This window comes from Thainema salinarum CENA647, from assembly GCF_057732415.1.
This window is the reverse complement of record NZ_JBYJZJ010000015.1, coordinates 63,360-83,424: the sequence shown is the minus strand read 5'-3', so window position 1 is coordinate 83,424 and position 20,065 is coordinate 63,360. Positions and strand designations below refer to the sequence as shown.

The 20,065-nt window shown below is 48.6% G+C and carries 12 protein-coding genes; 6 read left to right on the top strand and 6 right to left on the bottom strand.

The genetic code is table 11. The features are described from left to right. The first annotated feature begins 574 nt into the window (after positions 1 to 574). From AC286M_RS02255 to AC286M_RS02240, 4 genes are all read left to right on the top strand, one after another. Entirely contained in the window at positions 575 to 1,924 is a 1,350-nt protein-coding gene (locus tag AC286M_RS02255) for an ATP-binding protein (protein ID WP_488202837.1), read from the top strand. Between the two features lie 2 nt (positions 1,925 to 1,926). Beyond that, positions 1,927 to 3,384 carry a tetratricopeptide repeat protein gene (locus AC286M_RS02250; RefSeq protein ID WP_488202836.1) on the top strand — a complete coding sequence of 486 codons (1,458 nt, stop codon included), beginning with the start codon at positions 1,927 to 1,929 and terminating at the stop codon, positions 3,382 to 3,384. 12 nt (positions 3,385 to 3,396) lie between these two features. After that, positions 3,397 to 4,575 carry an MFS transporter gene (locus AC286M_RS02245; RefSeq protein WP_488202835.1) on the top strand — a complete coding sequence of 393 codons (1,179 nt, stop codon included), beginning with the start codon at positions 3,397 to 3,399 and terminating at the stop codon, positions 4,573 to 4,575. A 476-nt stretch (positions 4,576 to 5,051) separates the two neighbouring features. Further along, entirely contained in the window at positions 5,052 to 5,612 is a 561-nt protein-coding gene (locus AC286M_RS02240; protein ID WP_488202834.1) for a GNAT family N-acetyltransferase, read from the top strand. Positions 5,613 to 5,624: 12 nt separating this feature from the next. On the opposite strand, the gene AC286M_RS02235 is transcribed toward AC286M_RS02240, so the two are convergent. From AC286M_RS02235 to AC286M_RS02210, 6 genes are all read right to left on the bottom strand, one after another. Beyond that, positions 5,625 to 6,740, bottom strand: coding sequence for a DNA topoisomerase IB (locus tag AC286M_RS02235; RefSeq protein WP_488202833.1), 1,116 nt, complete (start codon positions 6,738 to 6,740; stop codon positions 5,625 to 5,627). Positions 6,741 to 6,921: 181 nt separating this feature from the next. Continuing rightward, positions 6,922 to 9,420 (bottom strand): glucosylglycerol hydrolase, encoded by a 2,499-nt coding sequence (gene gghA, locus AC286M_RS02230; RefSeq protein ID WP_488202832.1) that lies wholly within the window; start codon positions 9,418 to 9,420, stop codon positions 6,922 to 6,924. A 247-nt stretch (positions 9,421 to 9,667) separates the two neighbouring features. Further along, positions 9,668 to 13,099: a diguanylate cyclase domain-containing protein gene (locus AC286M_RS02225; protein WP_488202831.1), complete on the bottom strand. Its 3,432-nt coding sequence runs from the start codon at positions 13,097 to 13,099 to the stop codon at positions 9,668 to 9,670. A 219-nt stretch (positions 13,100 to 13,318) separates the two neighbouring features. Beyond that, positions 13,319 to 14,320, bottom strand: coding sequence for a DNA polymerase III subunit delta' (gene holB / locus AC286M_RS02220; protein ID WP_488202830.1), 1,002 nt, complete (start codon positions 14,318 to 14,320; stop codon positions 13,319 to 13,321). Then, positions 14,293 to 15,003 (bottom strand): dTMP kinase, encoded by a 711-nt coding sequence (gene tmk / locus AC286M_RS02215; protein WP_488202829.1) that lies wholly within the window; start codon positions 15,001 to 15,003, stop codon positions 14,293 to 14,295. The genes holB and tmk overlap by 28 nt, the downstream gene beginning before the upstream one ends. Positions 15,004 to 15,211: 208 nt before the next feature. Then, complete coding sequence (locus AC286M_RS02210) at positions 15,212 to 16,051, bottom strand: FAD binding domain-containing protein (protein WP_488202828.1); 840 nt, start codon at positions 16,049 to 16,051, stop codon at positions 15,212 to 15,214. Between the two features lie 576 nt (positions 16,052 to 16,627). Here AC286M_RS02210 and ptsP point away from each other — a divergent pair. Together ptsP and pfkB are read left to right on the top strand one after the other, a co-directional pair. Further along, positions 16,628 to 19,099 carry a phosphoenolpyruvate--protein phosphotransferase gene (gene ptsP, locus AC286M_RS02205; RefSeq protein ID WP_488202827.1) on the top strand — a complete coding sequence of 824 codons (2,472 nt, stop codon included), beginning with the start codon at positions 16,628 to 16,630 and terminating at the stop codon, positions 19,097 to 19,099. Then, on the top strand, positions 19,096 to 20,037 hold the full coding sequence (gene pfkB / locus AC286M_RS02200; protein WP_488202826.1) for a 1-phosphofructokinase: 942 nt from the start codon (positions 19,096 to 19,098) through the stop codon (positions 20,035 to 20,037). The genes ptsP and pfkB overlap by 4 nt, the downstream gene beginning before the upstream one ends. Positions 20,038 to 20,065 lie beyond the last annotated feature (28 nt).

Below are 20,065 nucleotides of genomic sequence, written 5' to 3'. Positions count from 1 at the left end.
AGAGCTATATTTGTACCAAAACTCACAGATTATCTTTATGAAAAGTAAAAGTCCCAAATGCTATTTTGCCATCATGGTGTAATGGTAAATAGCATTTGGGACTTTGATGTTACACAGGGTGAGACTGCGCCAAGCAAATCCTGTTGAGGAAACTTGCATTCGTAATTTTGGGGATTTATGGCTGGATTTTGTATGAGATGAGCGTATATGATGACAGGGAACGGATCGGGTCAGATTTTAGGTTGAATTTTAGGTCAAATTCTGAGAGGAATTTGGGCTGTGTGTTTAGTGTCTATATTGAGTGCCTATATTGAGTAGTTAAATCCACATCTTGCATCAACCCTCAGAGAAATATTGTGTTATTTGCACCAGCACAATAATTTGGGGGATTGCTAATTTTAAGCATGAATTATGATCCGGGAGCACCGTCCCCAGATCACAATTCATACCCAGATTAAGCAACGCCTAATTTCTTTGGGTCTCAATTTGCACATGCAAGAACGTGAATCAATGCTGTTGAAATCATCCAGCGTTAGATAGGCACGCTTTACCTGAAACGTAAAAGCCATCAAGCATGACTGAATCTGTACCCCCACCGAGCCGTCTACGGCTTTCTCCGTCTGGACTTCAACGAGTTGATACAATTCTGGAACGATTTGGCTGGCGCAAGCAATCCCCTGCTTGGTGCATGAAGGCTGAGGTGTCTGAGTCAACTCTAAAACGCTTTCGAGCCAGAAAGTTGCTAAAAGCTACAACATTTCAGCGAATTTGCCGCGCGCTTGAACTGCCCTGGGAAGAAGTGGTTGAAGTCTCGCTACCGAGTGAAACCGAACAGGATGCTTCCACTTGGGTCGGTAGAGCGGCGCTACTGAATACGTTGAATGAACAAATTCAATCCTGTCGCCTGCTTATCGTTACAGGAATTACAGGCATCGGCAAGACGGCCTTGATAGAACAGTTTGTCCGGTCATTGCGATCGCAGTATTCGCACACAATTTTCTTCAATTTTGAAGCTCAACCCCATGTGCAGTTTGTTGATGCAGCGCGGGTTGCTCTCGAACAAATTTCGCAACCCGTGGCTGAGGAAGAACAGCAGCAACCGGAACAGCTGATCAGCCGCTGGATACAGCTACTGGCAAACCAGCATTATTTGGTTGTCATTGATTCGCTAGAGCAGATTTTGAAAGGAGATGAACAAACGGGATGGAGCAATTTTGTTGATCCGCTGTGGGATCTTTTCTTTCATCGATTGTTGGGCCAAGAAAGCTGCCACAGCCGAATTCTTTTGACCTCTCAAGATTTGCCCGGAGACCTGCAGGTTCATGGTCAGCGGTATCACACGCGCTTCTGGCATCAGCGGCTTCAAGGGTTAAATGCTGAAGAACAAACCCTGCTTTTTCAACGGCAAGGATTTGAGTTAGAACCAGCCAGTTTGGAGCAGGATTATTTGGTTCGTATTGGTGCCGCCTATGAAGGTCATCCCCTGGCCCTGCGAGTGATTGCGGGTGATATCTGGGAGCGGTTTGATGGTGAAGTGGTGGCTTATTGGCAGCAGTATGGCGGCAAAATTGAGGCGGTTGAACAAAGCCGCGTCACATTAGAGCTAGATCGATATTCTCAGGAATTGCGTCGGGCAGTGCGATCGCGGATTGAAGAATCCTTTAAGCGTCTATATCAAGATCTACCGGATGCGTATCTACTCATGTGTATTGCTTCTGTCCATCGAGAACCTGTGACAGAAGATTTTTTGTTGAACTCAGTTAGACGCTTGGGCTGGTCAGATGAACAATGCGAAAAAGCTCTTTATACGCTGCTCGATCGATCTCTGTTGGAAATTGCCCCAGGCTATCACTTAAGGCAACACAATTTAATTCGTAGCGTTGCCAAAGATCATCTGGATAATTCTGAGAATATAGATAACTAAATATGTGCGATCGCAAAATTGAGGAATCCAAAAGTCTTCAGTCGCTCTTATTGGATTTTTTGCCGCCTGAGCTAGAAGATTTAGTGCAAAACTTTGATCCTAATCGAATCAAGAGTAGTGGTACTTCAATTAAACAATTGGCTCATCAAGCTGCTCTGGGTAATTATTTAACCTATGACACTTTATCTCTAGCTAATGCTGCTCAATTTGAGGATGTGAAAGATTTATTTGAAGCCTCCTATCATGCTCGCATGTTGGAGTGTTGGGATCTGGCCTACATTCTCATGTGCTGGCCCGTTGGCGTAAACCAAACACCATTCCACAAACAACTTGAAAAGTGGGGAAAACACCGACAGCAAATTGAGCTATACGAAGGAGTCTATGAACACATTAGTCCTACTATAGATTTACTCTGCTTGGATGGAATAGGCCAAGCCTATCGTAGAGCTGGAAATTTCAGATCGGCCATAGCATATCATGAGAAACAGCTAAGAATTGCTCAAAAATTTAACGATGTTGATTGTCAAATTCTGGCTAATTATGGAATAGGTAAAACTTATTATGAATGGTCGAACTTCAAAGCGGCAGTTGTGCACTTTGAGCAACAATTTTCTTTGTCGAAATTGAGCAGTAACATAGATCAGCAAGTAGCCTCTCTGTGTATTATGGGTCGATCCTATATTAACAATTTGAAGATGCGGCGAGGACTCAAACTGCTGAATAAAGCATTAAATCTGGCAAATACAACCGAAAATAGTAATTTACAAGAACAAGCCCTATCAGACTTAGCCTATGGTTATCTTTGGACAGGTAATATTAAAAAGTCTGCTGCTGCTTTTGAGAAACTAGTTTGCCGTTTGTCTCCTGAACAAAATCCAGTAGTTTATGCTGATACACTTCGCAATCTAGGTCAAGTTTATACATTTAATGGCGATGATAAAGCCTTGACTTATCTCGAAGAAGTTCTAAGAATAAGCGAGGAGATGAATGTATTCTTCTTAAGAATAAAATCCCTGGCAGATATGGCTTTGTTCTGTAGTCAATGTCTTAAAGATCATATAATGGCAATTCAATATGCTTACAAAGGATTAGCTTTATCTCAAGAAAACGGCTACTTTAGAGATATTTTTCATTTCCATTCTTATTTGGGAATTTTCTATGCTGATCTGAGTCAAGTTGATGCAGCTAATTTTCATGTTCAAGAATTAATGCGTTTATCCCAAACCTATCCAGAATCAATGGGACTCGATCAACAACTGATGCTATATGCTTGTCTAGGCAAAGTTAACTGGGCTAGTGGGCGACGAATCCGAGCTGTTCTGATTACACTGCGAAGTGTTATTGCCTGCCCACCTTGGAAAAGTATTAATGGTAGATGGGTTTTGCGTGAAATGATCAAAACACTGATACAGCCATTCAAAGACGGTCTAAATCGGTTGCAAACAAAGATAAAACTATAGGAATTATTTGTTGTGAAGCGACTTACGTTTTTAATGGTGCTGCTGTATTTTATTCAGGCAGCTTGCGTTAATCCGGGTTTAGCTCAGCTTCCAGTTGCTAAATACTTAGAAGAAGAACTCCAGTTTACAGCGGCTGAGTTAGCAGGTTTTCAAGCCATTATTTTCTTGCCTTGGTTTATTAAACCAGTCTGGGGAATTTTAGTCGATAGCGTTCCACTGTTAGGCTATCGGATGAAATCTTATTTCTTTATTTGTTATGGTTTAGTTTTTACTAGCTTTCTTATTTTAGGACAGGTCAAAACCTATACCTTGACAACATTAATTGTGGCAATTTTAGTTATTTCAGCCAGTATTGCCTTCTCTGATGTTTTGACTGATCGCTTAATGGTTGTAGAAGGCCAGCGCTATCAAGCAACGAGACCTTTACAAGCCGCTCAATGGGCCGGATTGGGATTTGGTGCAGTGGGAATGTATTTGATGGGTGGGTGGCTAGCAGATCACATGCCTCTTTCAACTGCCTTTTTTGCAAGTGCTATCATTCCGTGCTTTGGACTAACCGTAGTGACTCGATTTATCCAAGAACCTTCTGGACAGCAATCGCTCCGAATTCGCCAGCATTTAAACACCCTAAAGCAGGCAATTCAATCAGCACAAGCTTTAGCTATTCTAGCGTTAGTATTTTGCTTGGGATTAGCTCCCAAGTTACCAGTTTATATTTATCAAAGTCGAGCTCTTTTGTTTGAAGATGAATTTATTGGACAACTGAAAGCCATTGAGTTTCTGGGTTTAGGGATCGGCGCAGTGTGTTTTGGAGTTGTTGCACAGCGCTTTAGCCAAAAGCAGCTTCTGAGCAGCATTATTCTATTTAGTGCTCTAGCTTCCTTCGTTTTCATCTTTATGCAAGATGCCCGTAGTGCGGTTTGGGTATCACTGCTAGCAGGATTAGCAACTGCGATCGCAACTTTAGGAATTTTAGATTTATTTACCACGGTCTGCACAAAAGGAAATGAAGCCGCGACCTATGCGTTATTGGTTTCCATTCTAAATGTCATGACCAGCCTTGGTCTTTTACTAGGGAGCTGGCTATACGATCGAGGATTACCATTTCCAGTATTAGTTGGTGTTTGTACAGCGTCTGCCTTTGCCAGTGGAATACTAGTACTGCTGCTTAAACCGTTACGCTGTAACTGAACTATTTATAAGCCCCCATCTTGTACAGATTTACGCTTGTATATAGATCGATGAAATAGCTTATGAACTGAATTAATAGTAAACGCACCATCCCGCTGGGGTGGTGCGTTCATTATCAGTTTAAGATAGCTATCGATCTGCGTTTTTCGATGCAAATAAGTTTTGTCTGTAATTTTATCTGTAATTTTGTCTGTAATTTGACCTGCAATTTGGCCCGTACTGAACTAGCGGCATCGCGATAACCATCTAGGCTATTTCTAGTGCAAAAAACAGCCATAGCACTTGATATGCCCCTCAAGAGCGGCTTTTTGCATGTATCACACCTGTTAATCAGTTTTCTAATTTAGATTTGCACCTTTCTTTAAGGTTAAGACCTCTGTTTGTGCGACTCCAGATAATTTTCATGAATGAGTAGATAAAGAAATCACAGATGAATTAGTGATAGTGCTTTAAAAAACATGAGAGCTCAAGGCTGTATGTTAACTGATATTCTGTCAATGGATGTTCAAATTGCCCGACCATCAGCAGATATTTGGGCTAAATACCGTAGCTTTGTCATCAACGCTCTTGCAGAGCAGCCTAATTTTTTAGCAGCTAGTCAACAAGTTGCCCAAGCTCGAACCGATGAAGAGTGGCAAGGCATTGTAAATACTGCCATTCGAGAGCAGCAATACTTGATGCGTTTTGCCATTGATAGAGGATCTATCGTCGGTATGGCGCGTTTGTCTCTCAATGAACCAGGATGCTGTTATGAACATGTCGGCACAGTTGGCTCGCTGTATGTTTCACCGGATTATCGGCGACAGGGAATTGCGAAGCAGCTTGTCAAAAATCTGCTTGAGTCAGCCCAAGAAAAGAAATTGGAGACTATTCTGACGTATGTTCGAATTGATAACGAAGCTTCACTTAAACTATTCGATTCGTTTCGATTTATTATTAGAGGACTTCTGTATGAAACCGCCAAACTTCGAACGGAGTACCAGTCAACTTATCGGGATGAGGTGATTTTGCAGTTGAAGCTAAGCAACTTAATCTAAAGTACTCAACTTTTACCTTGAAACAGAGTCTAAAAAGCTCAAAATAGATCTTTCTTCTGGATCCAATAGATCATCTTTAGCTTTGTTTTTAGGTTTAGTGTTATTCAATTGCTGTATTAGTTGACCTGATTGATACGCCTCAATGACCAATGGATGAATATAGTATTTGCGGCAGGTGGCAGGTCGGTTGCCCAATTTCTTTGCTGTCTGCTTTACTGCGCTAACAATATTGCGTTTTGCTTCAGTTTCTGACTGAGCTTCCCCCATTTCTTGAAGAGCAACTGCCGTTTCGACTGTGCCCGTCCAAGTTCGAAACTCCTTGGCGGTGAAGGTTTGTCCGGTAATACTTTGCAGATACTGATTGACATCTCCTGAGTCAATGGTTTGCCGATTATCATCATCATCAAAATACTGAAATAGCTCATATCCTGGTATGTCTCGGCAGCGTTTGACGGCTCTAGCCAACCTGCGATCGCGGAGTTCGATTTCATGATGGATACCGCGCTTGCCCGTAAATTCAAATCGAATTTTGTTGCTGAAAATTTCAACATGGCGATCGCGTAAGGTTGTCAGACCATAAGATGAATTTTGCTGAGCATATTCAGAATTACCAACGCGAATCAGAGTTTCGTCTAGTAGCCTAACCACAATGGCTACAACCTTTTCTCGGGTGAGCTTAGTCTGTCGCAGATTGCGATCGCACTGTTGTCGAATCAGGGGCAGGGCTAAACCAAAGGGAACCAGCCGATCAAACTTGGCCCGGCTCCGGAGTTCTTGCCAGTCATCATGATAGCGGTATTGCTTACGCCCCCGTTCGTCTCGTCCGGTTGATTGCAGGTGGCCATCGGGGTTCGGGCAAATCCACACGTCTTCCCAGGCAGGCGGAATATTGAGCGATTTGAGCCGTTCCAGAATGTCCTCATCTTGGATGCGATCGCAGTTTTCGTCGAAGTAGCTAAAGCCACGGCCCCAGCGTTTGCGAGTCAACCCTGGCGTGGAATCGCTAACGTAGCGCAAGCCTGCTTTCTGAGCCGCATTCTCAGGGTTGGTGATTAAATCAGTCGCTAGCTTCTGACGAATGAGTTGGCGATGTTCATCTGGAGATGAGGGAATTTTCATAGCTGGCATAGTTGCAATATCTTTATTGCAGCAAGCTCAATGCGTTTCGCCATCCACCCCCTGCGCCATTTGCCCTCTACCTTTGGCGCGATCTCAAAAGTCGTTTGAACCCCAACAGATTATTTGGGGGCAGTGCTGCAAAACAATCTGTTGGGGTTCCAATTTTGTAAGTGCATAATATGGGGCGAACTCATCCTGCATTTTGCTTAACGCCATCATTACAAATGTGTTCCAACAGAATCCCTTGAGAATCATGTAGCTCCAGTGACTTGAGATTACTCACCTCTAGCTTTGGAGACGTCATTGTCACTCGCCATTCCTCGGCATCAATGCCCAACAACTTCTCTAAGTTCACCGTTATAGGTGTGCCTCCCATGTGAGTCACCATCGCAACTTGTTGGGGCAATTTCGTTTTGGCACTTTTTGAAGGTTGCGTTCGTATGCCATAGAACAGGGTGCGTTCTTCATCACTAATGCGATCGAACAAATCACCCTCTAGAAGATCGGCTCGTAGCCAATCTCGCTGTAGACGAAACTCTCGCAACGCGCGATTATAGGCAGTTTGTTGCGGATCGAGCCTCGCTTCGTGCTTCCAAATACTAGAGATATCCCGCACATCTTCCATATAAGCAGTGCCAAAATCTTCTAACCAAGCCACATTTTCTGCATGATTAGGGGACTGTTCATTAGCAGACTCAGCACCATTAAAATGCGATCGGCAGCGATCGGCGATTTCTTGCAGATCATAGTTTGTCTGCTCTACCGCCTGTGCCAAGACATCCACAAATTCGCTCAGTTGTTGCACGGTGGCAAAACCTTTTGCTTTGAGTCGAGGAAACGCATCTGAGCGCTGATACAGTTCTGGATCAATTTGCCAGTCAATAAACCGCTCTTCCTTGGCAATAATCTTAATTCCATAGCGCTTATCCGTATTGCGGAAGAATGTCCACGGCGCACGCATTGTACAGTTGATAAAGTCCATCGGAATTCCAGGACTAAAGCCATAAACCCACATCGTAATGGCAGGATTGTCGTAGCCTTGTCTAAAGATCTCAGGTAATGTCTCGCCCAAATACCGATTAATGTCGCCGTCTGGAGCAACCCAGCTCCCTCGGTGCATCGTATCGTGGTTGCCACAGCCGGTAATCCAGTGTGACCCCATTTCCATAACTTCCTTTACCCGTCGCCACTTCTTATCCCAGAAGTTTTGCACTGTGGGTTTATTGTGGGCAAAGACGAGTGGCCCCCACTGTACCGTATCGGGCAAATACTCTAGCACATCACGGTAGGTTGAAACTTCTTCCCAGCCAGGATTGGGCCAAGGTCGTCCATCTTCGTAAATGGGAAAGGGATAGCGCTGATATTCATTAATAGTTTGGGGAATATCTGACATGGCTTTCAGATATTCATCATCATATTCAACCTGCCCAGACAAAGGGTTGAAAAACTGAAAATCTTGGCCGCCGTCAATACGCAGGGCATCTGCACCTGTATTCATTTTGCGACGCTGCATCTCAAGCAAAATTGCCCGAACAGTGGGGTTTTGGTGTTCAATTTCCTGCCCATACATACCGGGGCTTTTGAAGAAGCAGCCATTGAGTAAATCTAGGGCTTGATTATCAGCATGGCCATAGACCACGTCATAAATAACTTGGATGGGTTTACCTGGAAAATTATGTAAGGTCGAAATAAATTCAATTAGTTCATCAGGACGTAGTGTTTCCAACAGAGACGGTTCAATGGCTGCACTGCCAAAGATGACAATATCGTAGCCCCAGTTGTGGGTATCCGGTTTCCTCAGCGTAATTTCGATTTCGCCGTCTGTAGCTTCAATACTTTCTGTGGCCAAGTTCATTTTCTCAAGATCTTTGTCTTCAAAAATGAAAAAACCTTCCCCCAGATCATGATGGCCTCGATATTCAGCACTAGGCTCAACGGGCATCAATTGCACTGCGTCGTAGCTAATAAAATTTTCCTCTGTGGGGGTAAGCGGTTGGTTACTTTCGACCTGCTTGGCTAGCTGACGATAGAACTGAGTTAATCCAGAAATATAGGTGTTTGGTGATGAGGTGCCAATGTGCAATTGAAGAATATTGCGAGGTGGTTTGACATGTGGAATGTCTTCCTCTGCCTCTTCTTGTTCCTGTTTAAAGTAGTCTAAATCAGTGCGGGTTTCATGTAGTTTATGGAGATCGTACACTTCTGCGGGAGCATAAAATCCATAGGGTAGAGAATAGGCAAATGTATCGCCTAGAAACTCGACCTCATTCGTATTAATACCTAAATAACGAAGCCAATAAAATGAGCCAAGCTCGTCTTTTGTACCCGCTTTAATTCCCTCATAAACTCCCCAAAGGTATTCTTCCTGTTGGTTAATGGGTAAATGCTGACGATGAAATTTCGCTTTTTGATGCGGTTGGGACGGATTAATCTTTTCTTGAGGAGTAAGAATTTCAAGATGAATATTTTTAGACTGCAGTAAGTCTGCCCCCAAATCGGGAGCCCAAAAGCCAATTTCTGTTAAACCATCTTTACGATAGTGGGCACCTAATCGTCTAGAAATAGTTCTTGCTTGTTCAAAAACAGTGATATCTTTTTGTTTGACTTCATCTACCCAATTGGCAAGCTTTTGTGTTTCTTCGGGAACTAGCTTAATCGATTGAGCTTTTGGTTGATGTGCCGTCACCATGCGCCTTCTCTGTATCTGCTTGCTAAGCTCAATCGTATAGAAAAAAACAAGAATGTACTCATTCTGTGGAAAAGGATAGGCTCATTCTCTAGAAAGAGTTAGGCGATTTAGCTAGAGTGAATTTATAGCCGTCGCTAGGTTTGTTGAGATATTTACAAAATTCAACGTTTAAACGGTTGAACGGTTGAACGTTTTCAGAGTTTTCCAATCTGCTAACCAATGTGACTACTGCCATACTTTGAGCGCACTATTGGCTGGAGGGACTGACACAGTAGCGATCGCGACCTTGATCTTTGGCTTGGTAGAGGGCCTGATCGGCTAGTTCAATCAGGGTTTTGGGTGATTGATGTCGTTGGGGAATTAAACAGGCAACGCCTAGGCTGATGGTGACTCGGTCACTGATCAGGGATTTTTCGTGGGCAAACTGAAGACCGCGAACCCGCTGCTGGATTTGTTGTGCAACTGCGATCGCACCATTTATGTCCGTGTTCGGCAGCATGACCGCAAACTCTTCGCCACCATAGCGAGCCAGCAAATCCGCTGGGCGTCGGATGCCCAACTGCGCTGTCTGGGCCACGCCAATCAGGCAGTCATCTCCCTTCTGGTGGCCATAGAAATCATTGAACAGCTTGAAATAATCGACATCAAACATGATCAGCGACAGGGGATGCTGCTCCCGTTGCGATCGCAGCCACTCGGCAGCCAGATAATCGTCAAAGCGACGGCGATTCGGCACATGGGTCAGACCATCCAGAGTGGCTAGGCGCTCCAGTTCCAAGTTGATTTGCCGCAGTTCTTCCTCGAGCTGCTTCAAGTCGGTAATATCAACCGAGTTGCCGACAACACCCTGCGCCTGACCGTTGATGTCGGTTAGGGGGCTGATAATGGTTTGATAATAGCGAACGGCTTCATTTTGGCTGGCCGAGATTTGGTTGAGATGTTGATGCGGTTGCCCAGTTTTCATCACTTGGCGATTGTATTCAACCCACTGATCAATTTCTGCCTTACTCAGGTTGGGATTGAACTCGTCTTCCCGTTTCCCCAACATGGCTTCAGTTGGCAGACCATGAATCTTGCTGCAAGCCTGATTCGCCATGATCAAGCGACCCTCTGCGTCCTTGACGAATACCGAGCTGGGAATCATGTCTAAAACCTGACGAATAAACTGCTGCTGCGCTTCCAGTTCTAGTTCTGCCCGCTTGCGATCGGTAACGTCTCGAATAATAAACAGCGCTTCATCTGCTCCGCTGGCCACGACGCGCACTTCTTCGAATTGAACCGCCCCATCAACCACCACCTGCTGCTCATAAATGACGGGTTGTTGGGTTGCGATCGCTTGTTTCAGAGCCTGCATCTGATGCTCGGCCATTTCAGGGGATAGATAATCCTGCATCTTTTGGCCAATCGGCAGGTCTGAAGCCGAAATCAAGTCAGTCAGCGCATCGGTTCGCACATAGTTGGTGTAGACTCCAGCCGTGTTTACCTGGAACATCAGATCTGGAATGGCTGTCAGAATGGCTCGATTCTGGGCTTCACTCCGCTGCAGAGCCGCTTCAATCTGCTTCCGACTGGTAATGTCACGAATAATAATCAGGACTTCGTCTGGGCCGCAGGGCACGATGCGGGCTTCTTCATGCCGCAATTCACCCTGAATTTCAATTTCATATTCATAGATTTGGCGCTGACCTGTGTCGAGGGCCAGCCGGGTGTAGTGCAATCGTTTTTCGACTAAGTGAGGCGGTAGCGAATCCGTAACCGGATGATTGATTAGTTCATCCAGGGTGCCGACGGTTTGGATATCATCTCCTTCCACAACGTCGAGCTGATAGCCCTGTCGATCTTGGCGAATCAGCAAGTCGGGGATCGCCTCTAGAATAGCGGCTTTGGTCGCTTCGCTTTCCTGTAATGCACGGGTGCGCTCAGCAATTTTTTGCTCAAGCTGCTGGTTGTAATTGGCAAGCACCTGTTCGGTTTGACGGCGCTGGGCAATATTTTGGAAGGCTGCGATCGCATAAGCAATCTGATGATTGTCATCCCGTACTGGAGTAGCCGTGACCTCAAGCGGCACAATCGTTCCAGACGAGTGATGCACCTGGATATCATCGATATAGACCTGTTTCCCAGCTAGCGCTTGGGCCACTGGTAGTTCATCTACCGGATAGAACTGCTGAGTCTCCGCTTTATACAGTTTCAATGCGCGGGCGCAGTCGGTTATTTTTGCTTTGGGCATTTCATCGATATCTAAAAGATGACGCGCTTGCTGATTCATATAGACCAGTTCGCCATCGCAACTGTGAATCATAATCCCAATCGGAATGGCTTCAAGGAACTGGTTGAGCCGCTGCTCATTGCTAGTAACGGTTTGGTTTAAACGCTTTAGCGCCAAGAGGGAATGGCGCAGCCGCTGCGTCATTGCATTAAATGCCGTGGTCAGTTCACCAATTTCGCCCGCATGATGGGTCGTAACGGTTTGATCCCAGTCGCCCCCCTCAGCAATATTCTGGGCGGCGTCACGCAGGGTAACCAAGGGGCGAAGCACCCAGCGGACAATCAGTAACCCTAAGAGGATTGAAAGAATTAGGGCCGCGCCGCACAGAGCGATCGTTCGGTTGGTATTGCTTTGAATTTGCTCAATAAAGTCCTGTTCCGGCAGCGTAACGATAATCAGCCAGTCCAGCCCCGCTGCATCCTGGTAGGGCATAACGGAGACAAAATAGCGCTGTCCATTCGTTTGATAGCTCAACTGCTGGAAACTGGTAATTTGGCTAAAGTCCCCAAACTGCTCGTTCAAAAACTGGCTGCTCGACCGGATGAGGGGATGGCGGCTATCGGGTGCAACTTGACGCTCGGCAGGTTGGCCGTCGGTAATCAGCAGGCTGTCCGTAGTGGAGCTAGCCACAAACTGACCGTTGCGCTCAATGATAAAGGTTGCGCCCGTTTGGCCAACCTTGAGCGATCGCAAAAACTGATTCAGCTCACGCGTCAAGATAATATCGGTTCCACACACGCCGATGAACTGTCCCGCTGCATCATAGACAGGCAGACTGGCCGTAATCGTGGGCAGATCTAGTTCCCAATCCAGATAAATAGGACTCCAAGCGGCGGCTTGCTTTGTTTTGGCTGCTTCGTACCAGGGTCGAACTCGTGGATCGTAAGATTCAGCATGAGTTCCCTGTAGCTGATCGCGATAGCCGTACCGATCCACTGAGTAGTATTGGAAGCGATATCCAGTTGCGGCATTGCTAAAGGACGTTTCGAACGAATCTGCTGCTGCCGTGGGCTGCGATCGCCCAGCTCCTAAAAACGCACCATCCGCTTCAGTACTGCAATAGGTATAGTTGAGCGTGGGAAACGACCGAATCTGCTGGCCAAAGAACTGTTCACCCTTGACCGCCACCAGATCAATCTCGCCGCGCAGCAGAGTGGTCGCATTGATTTGATTAACCGCATGAGGAATCGTTGTGTAGGCTTTGATTTCTTGTTGAATATGGGTGGCAACCTCGCGCTGTAGCTCCTTCACTAGCTCATCAACCGCTTTTTGCCCCGCCCGAAACGACAGATAACCAACCAGCCCCACTGTACCGACCAGTTGCATTACAAAGGGAATGATCAAAACTGCTCGTAAAGGCAGTTTCTGACCGATAGAAGCAAACTTGGATGGCGCTGGTCGCTGATGCACAGATAGAAGAAACCAAAAATGAAAAGGGATATCCTGTGTACACCCAAGACCTGAGTCTACTTGCATCTTGCACCAAAACCCAGAAAGCTAATTTGGCTGACGCATAACGCAGCTAAACTATCGCTTCAGGCTTTGGTTTAAGGTGCAACATGAGGTGCAATATATGAGCCTACTCAAAATACTAGCTTGAGTCTTCCACACTCCTCCTTAAGCCTAACGCTATGTCATGGACTGCTGGATCTGTATAAGTGTCACTTCCCAAACTAGCCGAGGCTGGACGTACTGCAATAGGTACCGACGAGCTTTCTCTAACGCATCCAAGCAGGGCACGATAGCTCTAGGCTGATAGACGCGATCGGGGGCAGGCGATCGCCAGTAGTGGTGCTGGAGATATTCAATGAGCCAGAGTTGGGCTTCGGCATCCAGTGTTTGATCCACCTGACGAGCTAGGGTAAGCGCCTGTTTGAGCGTTTGAGGTGGGGTTTGGAGAGCTTGCAGCAGCTCAGCCGGAACCGCTTCTAAATACTGCCAACTTGCGATCGCAGCCCCAGGACTACCCTGGGCAATCGCCAGAATATTGGGATAATTGAGAATTTCAGCATGCTCCGCTTGCTGAAGAACGGTCGCCATTTCCGCTTGGCTGAGCCGATAAAACGGAATTTTCTGACAGCGGGAAACCAGCGTGGGCAAGAGCGCATCGGTATCGGGCGCGAGCAGAATCAGCGTTGCTTGGCCCGGTTCTTCCAGCGTCTTGAGCAGAGCATTGGCAGCGGCTTCCCGCATGGTTTCAGCCTGTTCAATCACCACCACAGCCCGAGCCGCTTCTAGAGGCGGACGGCTGAGAAACTGGCTGATCTCTCGAATTTGCTCTAGCCGAATTTGGGGTGGGGCTTTACGCTTTACGCCCAGTTCTGCCGCTTCGGAGACGGAAACGCGGCGTCCCTGATGCAGATAAGTTGGTTCCACCCACAGTAAATCGGGATGATTGCGATCGCGGATTCGCTTTTGCAAGATTGGATCGGTGCAGGTTGCAAACGGATCTGCCGTACCTGATTTTGCTAACAGCAGCCGCAAAAAAGCTAGAGCGGTACGGCTCCGGCCAATGCCTGCCGATCCGGCGAATAAGTAAGCCGGTGCAATCCGCCGCTGCTGCACGGCCTGGGTCAGGAGTTCAACCGCCTGCGGCTGACCCACTATGGCTTCGAAAGGGGGGGATACCATTGGCATAGGTGCTGCATCAGGACAGTTTGAATCGCTTGTGCCACATCATCTTCGGCCTGACTCGCGTCAATACGGCAAATGTGGTCGGGTTGAGCCTGGGCGAGAGCTTGAAATCCGTTTCGTACCCGCTGATGAAATGCAGAATCACTCTGCTCCATCCGGTCTGCCGCACCTCGCTGACGAGTGCGGGCTAGCCCCAGTCCAACGTCAATATCGAGCCAAAGGGTCAGATCGCTCGCCAGTCCCGCCGTGGCAATTTGATTAAGCTGATCAATCAAATCCAAGTCAAACCCTCGACCATAGCCCTGATACGTAATCGTTGATCCAGTATAGCGATCGCACAAAATTAGTCGTCCCTGTTCGAGTGCTGGCCGTAACTCCTCCTCGACGTGCTGTGCCCGATCGGCGGCGTAGAGCAGCAGTTCAGTCCGGTCAGTCAAGCTACCCGGTTCCGACTGGAGCAGCAGCTGACGGATTTGCTGACCAACCGCCGTGCCGCCCGGTTCGCGGGTGACGAGAATATCGGTGATGTCGCCAGCGGTTCGCAGTTTATCCAATACTCCACTGGTGCGTAACCATGCTTGGGTGTGGGCTAGCTGAGTGGTTTTGCCCGCCCCCTCGCCGCCTTCAAACACGATTAGCTTGCCGCGTCGTTTCCCGTTGTCGTCACCTGTGACTGTCAAATCTTTTCCTCAAAACCGAAAAACTGAAGCAACTTATGCCAAATCTGACTAGAAAGACCCCAAATTATTTTCTGTGAACGTTAGGCGTGTCCACCGACAAGATCACTTAGGAGCGTGAATTAAATAGCCTGTCAATCATTCCATCCGTAGGGACACGGCATTGCCGTGTCCCTACCCCAAAGATTTCACCTTATTAAATTCACGCTCCTTAGGGTAGCGTATTATGGCTTGATCCTTGTCCCGATATGCTCAGCGATCGCATAATCAGAACCTGGGTCACATGCCGTCGATAGGCTGCACTGGCTAAGCTGTCGTTTAAACAATGCTCTAGCGGTAAATGGTTGTCCAATGCCTCTGACACCTCGGACTCCGACGGCAGGTGGTCAAACTCCAGTAGACAGGGAACTGCGATCGCAGCGCCAATGGCAACTCGAACCCGCTGTGTTACAGGTTGAACGGCTGTCGCCACGATCGAAACCGCTAATCCTGCTGAAGCGACGCAAATCCGCTGATAGTCCACCTGCCACTGTAACTTCTCGGCTGGAATAACGATTTTCCGCAGCAGTTCGCCCGGTTGCAGCCGCGTCTGCTTTATTCCGGTTTGAAATGAGATCGCATCTACCCAGCGTGACTTACCTGCGGGCGTCACCAACTCATAGCGCGCATTCAGCAGCACCATTGCCGGAGCAAACGTTCCAGCCGGAATCGCCAAGCAGAGGTTGCCACCGACGGTAGCGACATTCTGCACTTTAAAGGAGGCCAGTTCAAGAACCGCTTGCTTCAGCACTTGCACTCCCGGCCAGTCCACAGGATAGGCGGGACGCAGCAAATCGCTCAAAATACAGGTGGCACCAATCGTCAAACCGTCGGGCGTAATCTCTAACTCGGCCCAGCCCAATTGAGTGATGTCAATTAGCGTAGTGAGCTGGGGTTGAGGCTCGGTATAAACCCACGTTCCGCCAGCTAGCCAGCTATAGCCTGACTGCCAGTCGTTGACTTCCGCCAGTGTTTGGGGCCGACGATAGGTTTGAATGCTGTGCAGATCCATAGGCGCAAACAAGAGGAATATCTAGTTCTATCAGGAAGCCGTCAAAAATGCAGCGTTCGTTGATTTACAATAATTTTCTTTAATTGATTTCTAAGAAAAGATAACGATTAGCTCACAGCATGTCCTGCTGCTTGAACAATAAACATATAGCTTGTTTGGAGCCAAAAATAATCTGAATGCCGGAGATCCAAAGTTTTTGGGCTGCTTTCTGCTTCAAATTTAATGCTAGTTGAATGGCTGGCGGACGGAGTTTGCTGACGCGAATTCAACCCGCCATCTGTTTTGCTGTTGCTATTGGTTTTACTCACATCTTGCACCAAAACCCAGAATGGTTATTTTGCCGCCGCGATGCGGCGGCAAAATAACCTCCTCGGGTTCTCAAAATGCAAGGTGCAAGATGTGAGTTTTAGGCCGATGGCTATTTTGGTTTCGCTGACAAAATTTATTAGTAAAAGTCAGCAGAAGTCCACAAATCGCTCATTTTATCTCTCTTTCGAGGGTTGAGGAATTGGGCTCAGAGTTCTACAACGTTAGAGCTAATAAAAATTTAACTTCACCGCAGCGAGAGACGTTCGCATGGTCAATTTAAAGCCAACAAATATTCGTTTGAAGGCGACCGCTAAGAGTAAAGAGGATGCTATTCGTCAGGCGGGTCAGCTTTTAGTGGAAAACGGTCATATTCAACCGGGCTATGTCAAAAGCATGCTGGCCCGAGAACAACAGGCCAATACCTACCTGGGCAACACTATTGCTATTCCTCACGGGCAGCCCAAAAACCGCGACATGATTCTGACCACGGGCATTTCTGTGGTGCAGTTGCCCGCAGGCGTGGAGTGGAATCCGGGCGAAACGGTGCGGCTGGTAGTTGGAATTGCCGCTAAATCAGACGAGCATTTGCAGATTTTGACCAATTTGACCCATGTGCTGGATGATCCCGCTGCCGTTAATCAGCTGGTGGAAACGGATAATCCCCAAGCGATTATTGATCGGCTGACAGGTGCAACATCAGAGGCGCAGTCAGGCGCAGCAGCCAGTGGCGGCGGACTCGATACCGCTGGATTTGACCAGTATGTTGATTTGACCATTGATGCGCCTACAGGACTCCACGCCCGTCCGGCGACCGTGTTTGCGGATTTAGCCAAATCCTTTGAGGCTGAAGTGCGCGTTCGGTACGGCGATCAGGTGGCTAACGGCAAAAGCCTGATGTCGCTGCTGAAGCTGGGCGTTGGCAAAGATAGCGTTGTGCGGGTGATGGCGAAGGGCGACGATGCCGCCGAAGCGCTGGCAGCATTACAGGAAGCGGTGGAAGAGGGACTGGAAGAAGAGGAAGAAGCGGCTCCCGAATTACCCGTCGAACTGCCGGCACTGGAATTGGCCAGCGATGCGATTAGCGGTGTTGCGGCCTCACCAGGACTTGCGATCGCACCGCTCTATCGGTTTCATCGGGCCAAGCTAGAGTTTTCAGTAACGGCGGCAGATACAGACGCAGAGATTGCCAGTTTAAAAGCTGCGATCGCAAGTGCGGAAGCGGATCTAGCTGAACTCTATACTGCCGTCAAAGCTCGATCCGGCAAGGCTAAAGCCGCTATTTTTCAAGCCCATCAGGAATTTCTGGCCGATCCAGAACTGCGCCAGAATGCGATTGACCAAATTCCGCCCAATCACAGCGCCGCTTGGGCATGGCAGCAGGCGATTGAAACCCGTGCCAAAGAACTGGAAGCGCTGGCTGATCCAGTGCTGTCGGGGCGGGCGGCTGATGTGCGGGACGTGGGCCAGCGGGTGCTGGCGCGGCTGGTGGCCTCGGATGACGCGGGGCTAGAGCTGCCGGATTATCCAGTAATTTTGATTGCCGATGATTTGACGCCTTCCGACACGGCGGGACTTGACCCCGAAACGATTCGCGGCTTCTGTACGGCGGCAGGTGGGGCTACGTCCCACACGGCGATCATTGCGCGATCGCTCAATATTCCGGCGGTTGCTGGAGCTGGGCGAGCGATTCTAGATTTACCAACCGGACAAACCGCCATTCTGGATGGCGATGGTGGCCAACTCTACGCCCAACCCACAGAGGCAGATCTGGAGCAGGCGCGGCAGGCGGAGTCCGAACGGGCCAAGCTGCGCGACGTGGAGCAGCAGACTCGCTTCCAGCCTGCTCTCACCCCCGATGGACACCGAATTGAAGTTGTAGCCAATATTGGTGGCCCAGCGGAAGCGGCTCAGGCGATTCAAGCAGGCGGCGAAGGAGTGGGCCTGTTGCGCACCGAGTTTTTGTTCCTTAACCGTTCCAATCCGCCCAGCGAAACCGAGCAGTACGATGCGCTGTGCCAGATGACCCAGGCGTTGAACGGCCTGCCGCTGATTGTGCGAACGCTGGACATTGGCGGCGACAAGCATGTGCCGTACCTCAATCAGCCCGCCGAGGACAATCCTTTCTTGGGCATTCGGGGGATACGGCTCTGCCTGGAGCGTACGGAGCTGTTTGAAACCCAGCTGCGAGCCATCCTGCGGGCTGCTCAGAATGGCTATATCCGGATTATGTTTCCGATGATTGCCACGCTGGAGGATATTCGGGCGGCGAAGACGGTGCTGGAGTCAGTGCGATCGCAACTGAATGCCCCTCCGGTGGAAATTGGCATGATGGTGGAAGTGCCGACGGCTGTGCTGATGGCGGCAGAGTTCGCCCAGGAAGTGGATTTCTTCTCCGTCGGTACCAATGACCTAACGCAATACCTGCTGGCGATGGATCGGGGACATCCCACTCTCGCTAAGCAAGCAGATGCGCTCCATCCGGCAGTGCTGCGTGCCATTCGGCAAACGGTGCAGGCTGCAACCGATGCCGGGAAATGGGTTGGGGTATGCGGTGGTCTGGCGGGCGATCCGCTGGGCGCATTGATTCTGGCGGGATTGGGCGTGAAGGAACTGAGTATGGATATTCCCAGCATTCCTAAAATCAAGGCCAAGCTGCGAGGCACGTCGATGAAGCAGATGCGGCGATTAGCCAAGAAAGCATTGGCTTGCCGCATGGCAGCGGAGGTGCGGGATCTATGAGTCAGCGAATTGCAACCATTACCCTCAATCCAGCCATTGACCAGACGGTGGCCATTGCTAATTTTCGGGCCAATGCGGTGAATCGCGTCAGCTGGAAGCAGGACGATGCGGGCGGTAAAGGGGTGAATGTGGCTTCGTTCCTGGCCGATACAGGCCATGATGTCAGCGTCAGCGGCTTCTTGGGCGAAGACAACGTTGCGCTGTTCCACCAGCTCTTTCAGCACAAGGGAATTGCCGATCACTTTGTTCGCATCCCTGGCGAAACCCGCGTCAACATCAAGATTGTGGACGATGCCCAGGCACAAGTCACTGATATTAATTATCCGGGTCAGGAACCGAGAGAAGAGGATATCCAGATCCTGCAGGATGTGGTCAATGCGCTAGCGCAGCAGTGCGACTGGTTTGTTTTCTCTGGCAGCGTTCCGGGCGGCGTTTCCAATGACATCTATGACCTGCTGATTGGCGCTGTCAAAGTCTTCGATCGGCGCGTGGTGCTGGATACCAGCGGTGATGCCCTGCGCTGTGGGGTACCCGCCAAACCAGATCTGATTAAGCCCAATCAGGCAGAGCTGGAAGAGTTGCTAGGAGTCTCTCTTTCCAGCCACATAGAGATCGTAGCCGCTGCGCGGGAGCTAATCCAGTCCGGTATTCCCTATGTTGTCGTATCGATGGGGGCAGAGGGTGCGCTGTTTATCGATCACAAACAAGCCGTCCATGCTCAACCGCCTGCCATTGAGGTAAAAAGCACAGTGGGAGCAGGTGATGCAATGGTAGCAGGCATCGTTGCTGGCTTAATCAGCGGAAAGTCCTTGGCGGACTGCGCCGCTCTCGCCACAGCCTATTCAATGGGGGCACTCAGCCAGATTGGGCCGCGCCTGCCGCCGTTATCGACCATTCAGGACATGTGCGATCGCATTACCGTCCGCCCTGTCACATAAACCTGTTACATGAAATTGCGAAATTTAT

Bases quoted from the DNA above. Each gene is read 5' to 3' on its own strand.
- AC286M_RS02255 (WP_488202837.1), top strand. From the start codon at position 575: ATGACTGAATCTGTACCCCCACCGAGCCGTCTACGGCTTTCTCCGTCT.
- AC286M_RS02250 (WP_488202836.1), top strand. From the start codon at position 1,927: ATGTGCGATCGCAAAATTGAGGAATCCAAAAGTCTTCAGTCGCTCTTA.
- AC286M_RS02240 (WP_488202834.1), top strand. From the start codon at position 5,052: ATGTTAACTGATATTCTGTCAATGGATGTTCAAATTGCCCGACCATCA.
- AC286M_RS02235 (WP_488202833.1), bottom strand. From the start codon at position 6,740: ATGCCAGCTATGAAAATTCCCTCATCTCCAGATGAACATCGCCAACTC.
- gghA (WP_488202832.1), bottom strand. From the start codon at position 9,420: ATGGTGACGGCACATCAACCAAAAGCTCAATCGATTAAGCTAGTTCCC.
- holB (WP_488202830.1), bottom strand. From the start codon at position 14,320: ATGGTATCCCCCCCTTTCGAAGCCATAGTGGGTCAGCCGCAGGCGGTT.
- AC286M_RS02210 (WP_488202828.1), bottom strand. From the start codon at position 16,051: ATGGATCTGCACAGCATTCAAACCTATCGTCGGCCCCAAACACTGGCG.
- ptsP (WP_488202827.1), top strand. From the start codon at position 16,628: ATGGTCAATTTAAAGCCAACAAATATTCGTTTGAAGGCGACCGCTAAG.
- pfkB (WP_488202826.1), top strand. From the start codon at position 19,096: ATGAGTCAGCGAATTGCAACCATTACCCTCAATCCAGCCATTGACCAG.